Source organism: Streptomyces sp. NPDC003635 (genome assembly GCF_053587635.1).
This window is the reverse complement of sequence record NZ_JBSFOK010000002.1, coordinates 370,114-378,360: the sequence shown is the minus strand read 5'-3', so window position 1 is coordinate 378,360 and position 8,247 is coordinate 370,114. Positions and strand designations below refer to the sequence as shown.

7 protein-coding genes are annotated in these 8,247 nt (G+C 72.6%); 1 reads left to right on the top strand and 6 read right to left on the bottom strand.

Annotation, left to right across the window (positions count from 1 at the left end; all coding sequences use genetic code 11):
* The 4 genes from ACWDRW_RS03715 to ACWDRW_RS03700 form a co-directional block, all read right to left on the bottom strand.
* On the bottom strand, window positions 1–691 hold a 691-nt coding region (locus ACWDRW_RS03715; protein ID WP_451719553.1), incomplete at its 3' end, for a fructose PTS transporter subunit IIA.
* Between the two features lie 238 nt (window positions 692–929).
* On the bottom strand, window positions 930–1,877 hold the full coding sequence (gene pfkB / locus ACWDRW_RS03710; protein ID WP_451719550.1) for a 1-phosphofructokinase: 948 nt from the start codon (window positions 1,875–1,877) through the stop codon (window positions 930–932).
* On the bottom strand, window positions 1,874–2,635 hold the full coding sequence (locus ACWDRW_RS03705) for a DeoR/GlpR family DNA-binding transcription regulator (protein ID WP_451719548.1): 762 nt from the start codon (window positions 2,633–2,635) through the stop codon (window positions 1,874–1,876). Before ACWDRW_RS03705 ends, pfkB begins: the two co-directional genes overlap by 4 nt.
* Window positions 2,636–2,819: 184 nt before the next feature.
* Window positions 2,820–4,361 carry an MFS transporter gene (locus tag ACWDRW_RS03700; protein WP_451719546.1) on the bottom strand — a complete coding sequence of 514 codons (1,542 nt, stop codon included), beginning with the start codon at window positions 4,359–4,361 and terminating at the stop codon, window positions 2,820–2,822.
* Window positions 4,362–4,423: 62 nt separating this feature from the next.
* Here ACWDRW_RS03700 and ACWDRW_RS03695 point away from each other — a divergent pair, with 62 nt between their 5' ends.
* Window positions 4,424–5,389, top strand: a complete 966-nt coding sequence (locus ACWDRW_RS03695) for a helix-turn-helix transcriptional regulator (protein ID WP_451719543.1) — start codon at window positions 4,424–4,426, stop codon at window positions 5,387–5,389.
* 445 nt (window positions 5,390–5,834) lie between these two features.
* Here the strand turns inward: ACWDRW_RS03695 and ACWDRW_RS03690 are convergent, their stop codons facing one another.
* Entirely contained in the window at window positions 5,835–6,515 is a 681-nt protein-coding gene (locus tag ACWDRW_RS03690) for a TetR/AcrR family transcriptional regulator (protein WP_451719540.1), read from the bottom strand.
* 413 nt (window positions 6,516–6,928) lie between these two features.
* Complete coding sequence (locus ACWDRW_RS03685) at window positions 6,929–7,927, bottom strand: sigma-70 family RNA polymerase sigma factor (RefSeq protein ID WP_451719537.1); 999 nt, start codon at window positions 7,925–7,927, stop codon at window positions 6,929–6,931.
* Window positions 7,928–8,247: the final 320 nt, after the last annotated feature.

Here is an 8,247-nt window from a genome sequence, read left to right as displayed (position 1 = left end):
CCGGGCTGGTCGAGGGGGGTCGGTTCCGGCAGGGCGGGCCAGTAGTGCTCGGTGCCCCCGGCGCCGCAGCGGAGTCCTTGGCGACGCTCTGCGCGCCGCGCGCGCCCCCTACAGCGCCGCTCGCGCTCTCCCCAGCGTCGCTCGCGCTCCCAAGAGCGCCACCCGCACCCTCAACAACGTCGCTCGCGCCCCCCTCAGCGCCGTGCGCGCCCTCGGAAGCGCCCTCCGCGCCGGTCTGCGCCCCCGGCACCTCCTCCCCACGGATCAGCGCCGCGGCCGACCCCGGGTCCCGCACCGACCGCAGCGCGTCGGTGAACTCCGCGTTCATCAGCTGCCGCGCCAGCGACGACAGGATCGTCAGGTGGGCGTCGTCCGCGCCGGCCGGAGCGGCGATCAGGAAGATGAGGTCCGCCGGACCGTCCGCGGCGCCGAAATCGACGCCGACCGCGCTGCGCCCGAACGCGAGCGTCGGCTCGGTGACGTGCTCACTGCGGCAGTGCGGGATGCCGATGCCGCCGTCGAGGCCGGTCGGCATCTGGGCCTCGCGGGCGGCGACGTCGGCGAGGAAGCCGTCGAGGTCGGTCACCCGGCCCAGCGCGACCATGCGCTCGGCGAGGGCGCGGGCCGCGGCTTCCTTGGTGTCGGCGGACAGGTCGAGGTCGACCAGGTCCGCGGTGATCATGTCGCTCATCGCGAGCTCCTTCGCACGCGTATCGCCCGGGCAGTGGCGTGGGCGGGGGTGGGGACGGGGGTGGGGACGGAGGTGCGGTGGGGAGGGGTGGCTGAGGCGAGGCCGGGGAAACCCCGCACTCCCCGGGCAACGGGACGACTCAGTCGGCCCCGCCATCCGCAGGTCTCGGCGCGTAACGAGGAGCCTCGCCCTTCCACGGCCGGGGTGGCCGGATCAGCGGAGAGCACAGGGCGGTACGTCATGACACCGGCTCCTTCAGTACGCGGTCCACCGGCACCTCCGCCGTGACCGTGACGGCCGAGGGGTCCAGGTCGCCCGGCGACGGCATCACGCTGCCGGGCAGCTGCACGGCGGCGGCGCCGTGCGCGACGGCGGAGGCGAGCGCCTCCGGGCCGCTGCCGCCGGCGATGAGGAAGCCCGCGAGCGAGGAGTCGCCGGCGCCGACGTTGGAGCGCACGGTGTCCACCCGCGCGCTGCCGAACCAGGCGCCCGCGTCGTCCACGAGCAACTGCCCGTCCGCGCCCAGGCTCGCGAGCACGGCGCGTGCGCCCATCTCGCGCAGCTCCTCGGCCGCCTTCACCGCGTCGCCCACCGTCGACAGGGGGCGTCCGACAGCCTCCGCGAGCTCCTCCGCGTTCGGCTTCACCACGTCGGGCCGCTCACGCAACGCCTCCAGCAGCGCACGCCCCGAGGTGTCCAGCGCGATTCGCGCGCCCCCCGCGTGCGCCCGCGCCACGACATCGGCGTACCACGCCGGCGCGAGCCCGCGCGGCAGGCTCCCGCAGCACGCGATCCAGTCCGCGTCCCGCGAGTGCTCGCGCACCGTCTCCAGCAGCAGTTCCTGCTCGGCCACCGAGAGCTCCGGACCCGGCGCGTTGATCTTCGTCAGCACCCCGTCCGGCTCGGCGAGCGCGATGTTCGAGCGGGTGGCCCCGGCGATCCGCACCGCCGTGACCTCGATGTCCTGCACGGCGAGCAGACTGGCGACGAGCGCCCCCGGCGCACCACCCAGGGGCAGCACCGCCACCGTGCGCCGTCCGGCGGCGGCGACGGCACGCGAGACGTTCACGCCCTTGCCGCCCGGGTCCATGCGCTCGCCGGTGGCGCGAACGACCTCGCCACGGTCGAGCGAGGGGACCTCGTACGTGCGGTCCAGGGACGGGTTGGGGGTGACGGTGAGGATCATGCGCGCACTACTTCCGTGCCGCCGCGCTCGATGGCGGCGGCGTCTTCGAGGCTCAGCCCGCTGTCAGTGATCAGCAGGTCCACGTCGCTCAGGTCGCCGAAGCGGGCGAAGTGCTCCTGGCCGTGCTTGGAGGAGTCGGCGAGCAGCACCACCCGGCGGGCCGCGGCCACCGCCGCGCGCTTCACCGCCGCCTCGGCGAGGTCGGGGGTGGTCAGGCCGTGGTCGGCCGAGAAGCCGTTGGCCGCGACGAAGAGGACATCGGCGCGGATCTCGCCGTACGCCCGCAGCGCCCAGGCGTCGACGGCGGCGCGCGTGCGGTGTCGTACGCGCCCCCCGACGAGGTGGAGCTGGATGCCGGGGTGGTCCGCGAGCCGGGCCGCGATCGGCAGGCTGTGGGTGACGACGGTGAGCGAGGTCTCGAGCGGGACGGCGGCGGCCAGGCGGGCGACCGTCGTACCGGCGTCGAGGATCATCGTGCCCTCGGTCGGGAGTTCCGCGAGGGCGGCCTTGGCGATGCGGTCCTTCTCGTCGGCGGCCGTGGACTCGCGTTCGGCGAGGTCCGGCTCGAAGTCGAGACGGCCCACCGGTATGGCGCCACCGTGCACCCGGCGCACCAGGCCGGCGCGGTCCAGCGCCTTCAGGTCCCGGCGGATCGTCTCCGCCGTCACCTGGAACTCCTCGGCCAGCGACAGCACGTCCACCCGGCCGCCATCACGGGCGAGCCGGAGGATTTCCTGCTGCCGCTCCGGTGCGTACATGTCCGTTTGCCTCCGACCGGTGCCCGAACTTGTGGTTTCACCCGGAGGCTGCGCCGGGATTTCCGGAAAGTAAACAGGTTCGGACCCAACTCGGGCATGAACGGACTTCCGGCGGCAGAGACCCGTACACGCGGAAGGGCCCCGCGCCACGACGCGGGGCCCTCGCTCCAGACGATCCGCCGGCTCAGCCGACCGGCACCGGCACCTTCTCCCCGGCGTCCCCGTCTCGGGCCTCCGCGCCGGAGAGCTCCTCCGCACCACCCTCCAGATGCTGCGCGGGCCGCCGAGGCAGCGCGAACATCAGCAGGAAGATGACGCCCATGACAGCGGCCACCCAACCCAGCGCGTGCTGGAAACCGTCCCCGAACGCCGGACCGACACCCGCGGGCCCGGCCGCCGCGATCCGCTCGTCGACCACCCCGAAGAACACGACCGACACCAGCCCGAGGCCCAGCGCGTTCCCCATCTGCTGCACCGTGTTGATCAGCCCCGAGGCCGAACCCGCGTGCTCGCGCGGCACCTCGGAGAGGATCGCGTCGGTCAGCGGGGCGACGATCAACCCCATGCCCACGCCCATCACGACCAGCGGAAGCGCCATCTGCCAGGGGGCGATGTCCATGCCGTACCGCTCGGACTCCCACATGTAGAGCAGCACCCCGAGTCCGAGCACCAGCGCCCCCGCCTGCAGCACGCCCCGCCCGAACCGCGGCACCAGCTTCTGCACCGACAGACCCGCCGCCGTGGACACCGCGAGCGAGAACGGCACCCCGGTCAGTCCCGCCTTCAGCGGCCCCCAGCCGAGACCCAGCTGCATGTACAGCGTCCACACCAGGAAGAAGATGCCGAGGCCGACACCGAACACGGTCTGCACGGCGATACCGGCCGCGAAGCTCTTCACCCTGAACAGGGACAGTTCGATCAGCGGGGAGCCGTCGCGCGCGGTCTTGCGCCGCTCGTACGCCACCAGCACCCCGAGCACGACGAGCGCGCCGCCCATCGAGACGTACCCCCACAGCGGCCAGCCCAGCTCACGGCCGCGGGTCAGCGGGTAGAGCAGCATCAGCAGTCCGAGCGTCACCAGGCCCACGCCCACCAGGTCGAGCTTGGGGGCCCGGGCGGCCTTGGACTCGGTGATGAAGCGGCTGCCGAGGATCAGGCCCGCGATGCCGACCGGCAGGTTGATGAGGAAGATCGGGCGCCATTCGAGGCCGAAGAGATTCCACTCGGTCAGCAGCGCGCCGAGCAGCGGACCGGACACGGCCCCGAGTCCCACGACGGCGCCGAACAGCCCGAACACCTTGCCGCGCTCGTGCGCGGGGAAAGTGGCGTGCACGATCGACAGCACCTGCGGCACCATCAGCGCCGCCATCGCGCCCTGCAGGATGCGGGAGGCGACCAGCATCTCCGGGTTCGCGGCGAAGCCGCACAGCGCGGAGGCCACCGTGAAGCCGCCGATGCCGAGGAGGAACAGCTTCTTGCGGCCGTGGATGTCGCCGAGCCGCCCGCCGGTGATCAGGCCCGCCGCGAAGGCGAGGGCGTAGCCGGCGGTTATCCACTGGATCTGGCTCTCGGTGGCGCCGGCGTTCTGCTGGATCGACGGGATCGCGATGTTGACGATCGTGACGTCGACGAGGTCCATGAAGGCCGCCGTCATGACGATGGCCAGGGCGAACCAACGTCGCCGATCTTGGGCCGTGGTTTCGAGATGAGGCTCGCTGGAGGTCATGACGTAAAGCTAGATCCTCACTAGGTCAGATCATGACCTAGTAGTCGGGCATCCTCGAAGACATGACCACAGACACCCCGGCCCGGCTGCTTCAGCTCCTCTCCCTCCTCCAGACGCCCCGCGAATGGCCCGGCGGCGAGCTCTCCGACCGGCTCGGGGTCTCCCGGCGCACGGTCCGACGGGACATCGACCGGCTGCGCGAGCTGGGCTATCCGGTGCAGGCGACCAAGGGTTCCGAGGGCGGCTACCGGCTCGTCGCGGGCAAGGCGATGCCGCCGCTCGTCCTCGACGACGAGGAAGCGGTGGCCATCGCGGTCGGGCTGCGGGCGGGCGCCGGGCACGCGGTGGCGGGCGTGGACGAGGCATCGGTACGGGCCCTCGCCAAGCTGGAACAGGTACTGCCCGGCCGGCTGCGCCACCGGGTCGCCACGCTCCAGGCCGCGACCACCCCGCTGACCAGCGGCGACGGCGCGAGCATCGCACCGGAGACACTGACCGTGATGGCCTCGACGGTGGCCGGGCAGGAGCGGCTGCGGTTCGCCTACCGCGCGGGCGACGGCACGGAGTCGCGCCGGCTGACCGAGCCCTACCGGCTCGTCTCCACCGGCCGCCGCTGGTACCTCGTCGCCTACGACCTCGACCGCGACGACTGGCGGACCTTCCGGGTGGACCGGGTCAGCGACCCCTTCGCCACCGGGGCCCGTTTCGCCCCGCGCGAGCTGCCGACGGGCAGCGCGGCCGAGTATCTGCGTCAGTCGATGTACCGGCGGCAGGAGACCTACGAGTTCAGCGTCACCTTCGCCGCCCCCGCGCAGTTCGTCGCGGCCCGCGTGCCGCAGTGGCTCGGCACGCCCGAGCCGATCGACGCGGACACCTGCCGCCTGCGCGCGACGAGCGGGGACGCCGTGGAGTGGATGGCGGTACGGCTGGCGATGGTCGACTGCGAGTTCACCGTCCACGAGCCGGCGGAACTGGTGCGTTGCGTCAGGAACCTGGGCGGCCGGCTGAGCAGGGCGGCAGCGGACTGACCGGCCCTACCCGCACGCCCTGTCCACGACGGCCCCGCGCCCTCGTCCACGACGGCCCTGGCGCCCAACCGCAGCGCCCCGCCACCGTCGCCTTGACGCCCCTCGGCCCGACGCCCCTCGGCCCGACGCTTAAACGCCCCTCGCCCCGAGGCCGTTGTCTTGACGCTCCTTGCCACCACGCCCCTCGACCCGACGCCCACGCCCCGCCACCGTCGCCTTGACGCCCCTCACCCCGACGCCCCTCGGCCCGAGGCCGTTGTCTTGACGCTCCTTGCCACCACGCCCCTCGCCCCGACGCCCACGCCCCGCCACCGTCGCCTTGACGCCCCTCGGCCCGACGCCCCTCGGCCCGACGCTTAAACGTCCCTCGCCCCGAGGCCGTTGTCTTGACGCTCCTTGCCACCACGCCCCTCGACCCGACGCCCAAGCCACCAACCCCCCAAGGTCACCGCCCCCCGGCCAACTCCCCCCAAGGAAAGTCCCGCAGCGCCGCCAGATTCCGTAGGGCCAGTTCGGCCGGTCCCCCCGGCCCGTCCGGCCGCCCCTCCCCCGCGGCCCACGACTCCACGGCGACCCGGACCGCCGCTCCGGCCACCGCCGCCGCGAACCTCAACTCGGGCGCACCGGCAACGTTGTCAGGCACGTCCGTCCGCCCCAGCCGCCCCGCCAGCACGTCCGCCAGCGTCCGTTCCGACTCGTGACAGACCTCCGCCCACACCTTCCCCAGCGCGGGGCCCGCGTCGGCGAGACGGATGAGGGTGCGGACCCACTCCCAGGAGGGCGCCGAGACGCCCACGCCGGGCGTCAGGGTGTGCCGTACCGCGTGTTCCAGGGCCTCGGGGACGGACAGTTCCGCGGGAGCGAGGTGCACGGCCCGGGCCCAGCGCTCGGCGCCCGCCGCGTAGAGGGGGGCGACGGCCTCTTCCTTCGTGGCGAAATACCGGTAGAACGTGCGCGGGGCGATGCCGGCGGCCTGGGCGATGTCCTCCGCGCGGGTGGCGCGCAGGCCCTGCCGAACGAAGAGGGCGGCCGCGGCGCGGGCGATCTGCAGACGCGTCTCCGCCTTGCGCCGCTCCGTCAGGGAGAGCGGGACGGCGGAGTTTGGTGCTGGGGTGGGGCTGCTCACATTCGGCAGGCTATGCCCATGTGACACAATCTGCCATCCGGCGGGCCACCCCGGGGTTCAGGTACGGGGTGGCCCGCCTTCCAGCGTGTCCCGGGGATGCGCGACCCCACCTCATGGAGAAGCCGGACCCCGGCGCCCAGGGGGGGAGGGCGCCGAGATCCGGCTCTGGGAGAGTCCCGGCGCCGGGGGGGATGTAGCGGCGGGACTTGGTTCAGGGTGAGCCCGCGAGGGGGGATCGCGAGGCCCGAACTCCTGGACCCTGAAAAGTTGTTCCCAGGGCCCCGGCGGTTGAAGCGGTGTTACGCGCCATGTTTGCGCGGTCTTTCGCCACCGGGCGTACGCGGCTGTGGCACCCCGCACGCCCCCGGGCTCACGTCGCCCCGGTCGATTCGCCCCCGCTCACACCGCCCCGATCACGCCGCCGCGTCGAACCCGGTGTCCCGGGCGAGCTTCTTCAGCTCCAGCAGCGCGTGCTTCTCGATCTGCCGGATGCGCTCGCGCGTCAGACCGTGCTCCTTGCCGACCTCGGTCAGCGTGCGCTCACGGCCGTCGTCGATGCCGTACCGCATCTTGATGATCGAAGCCGTGCGCTGGTCGAGACGGCCGATCAGGTCGTCCAGCTCCTCGCTGCGCAGCAGGGTCAGCACCGACTGCTCCGGGGAGACCGCCGAGGTGTCCTCCAGCAGGTCGCCGAACTGGGTCTCGCCCTGGTCGTCCACCGACATGTTCAGCGAGACCGGGTCGCGGGCCCAGTCGAGGACGTCCGCGACGCGCTCCGGCGTGGAGCCCAGCTCCGCGGCGATCTCGGCGGGCTCGGGGTCCCGGCCGTTCTCGCGGTTGAACTCGCGCTGCACGCGCCGGATCCGGCCGAGCTCCTCCACCAGGTGGACGGGGAGCCGGATGGTCCGGGACTGGTCGGCTATGGAGCGGGTGATCGCCTGACGGATCCACCAGGTGGCGTACGTGGAGAACTTGAAGCCCTTGCGGTAGTCGAACTTCTCGACCGCGCGCACCAGGCCGGCGTTGCCCTCCTGGATCAGGTCCAGCAGCGGCAGTCCGCTGCGCGGGTAGCGGCGGGCGACGGCGACGACCAGCCGGAGGTTGGAGCGGATGAAGACGTCCTTGGCACGCTCCCCCTCGGCGACCAGCGCCTCGAGCTCCTCACGGGAGGCGTCCGCCGTGGACTCCTCGTACCCGTCGAGGACCTGTCGCGCGAACACACCCGCCTCGATGATCTGGGACAGCTCGACTTCCTTGGCGGCGTCGAGCAGCGGGGTGCGGGCGATCTCGTCGAGGTACATGCCGACCAGGTCGCGATCGGCGATCTCGCCGCCATGGGCGCGAACACTGCTTGCCGCGGCGTCCGTCTCGCCGGTGGCGGACTGACGACGGGCGACGGCACGGGTTGCCATGCGTGCTCCCTTGCGATGGTGGGCTGGCGGGTGGTCCTGGTTGCCCGGCACTCTGCTCGGGTGCCCTGCATCCGATGGAAACAACGACTGGAATCAGGACAGAATTCCCAACCCGTCCTACTATTTTTCTGATCTTGCAGTACCCTGTCCGGCCGCACGGCCCGAGGCGGGTTCGTCGCCCCTCGCAGAGGCGCAGGTCAACCCGAGAGTCACGGGGTGCCCCGCAGCCCCCGCGAACCCCTGGGGTCACTGTGCGAATGTGACACCCGTCACATCCCGTACCGCGCTCCTCATCCGTGAAGACGGACCGCGCTCCCCGA

Bases quoted from the DNA above. Each gene is read 5' to 3' on its own strand.
- ACWDRW_RS03685 (WP_451719537.1), bottom strand. From the start codon at position 7,927: ATGGCAACCCGTGCCGTCGCCCGTCGTCAGTCCGCCACCGGCGAGACG.
- pfkB (WP_451719550.1), bottom strand. From the start codon at position 1,877: ATGATCCTCACCGTCACCCCCAACCCGTCCCTGGACCGCACGTACGAG.
- ACWDRW_RS03695 (WP_451719543.1), top strand. From the start codon at position 4,424: ATGACCACAGACACCCCGGCCCGGCTGCTTCAGCTCCTCTCCCTCCTC.
- ACWDRW_RS03700 (WP_451719546.1), bottom strand. From the start codon at position 4,361: ATGACCTCCAGCGAGCCTCATCTCGAAACCACGGCCCAAGATCGGCGA.
- ACWDRW_RS03705 (WP_451719548.1), bottom strand. From the start codon at position 2,635: ATGTACGCACCGGAGCGGCAGCAGGAAATCCTCCGGCTCGCCCGTGAT.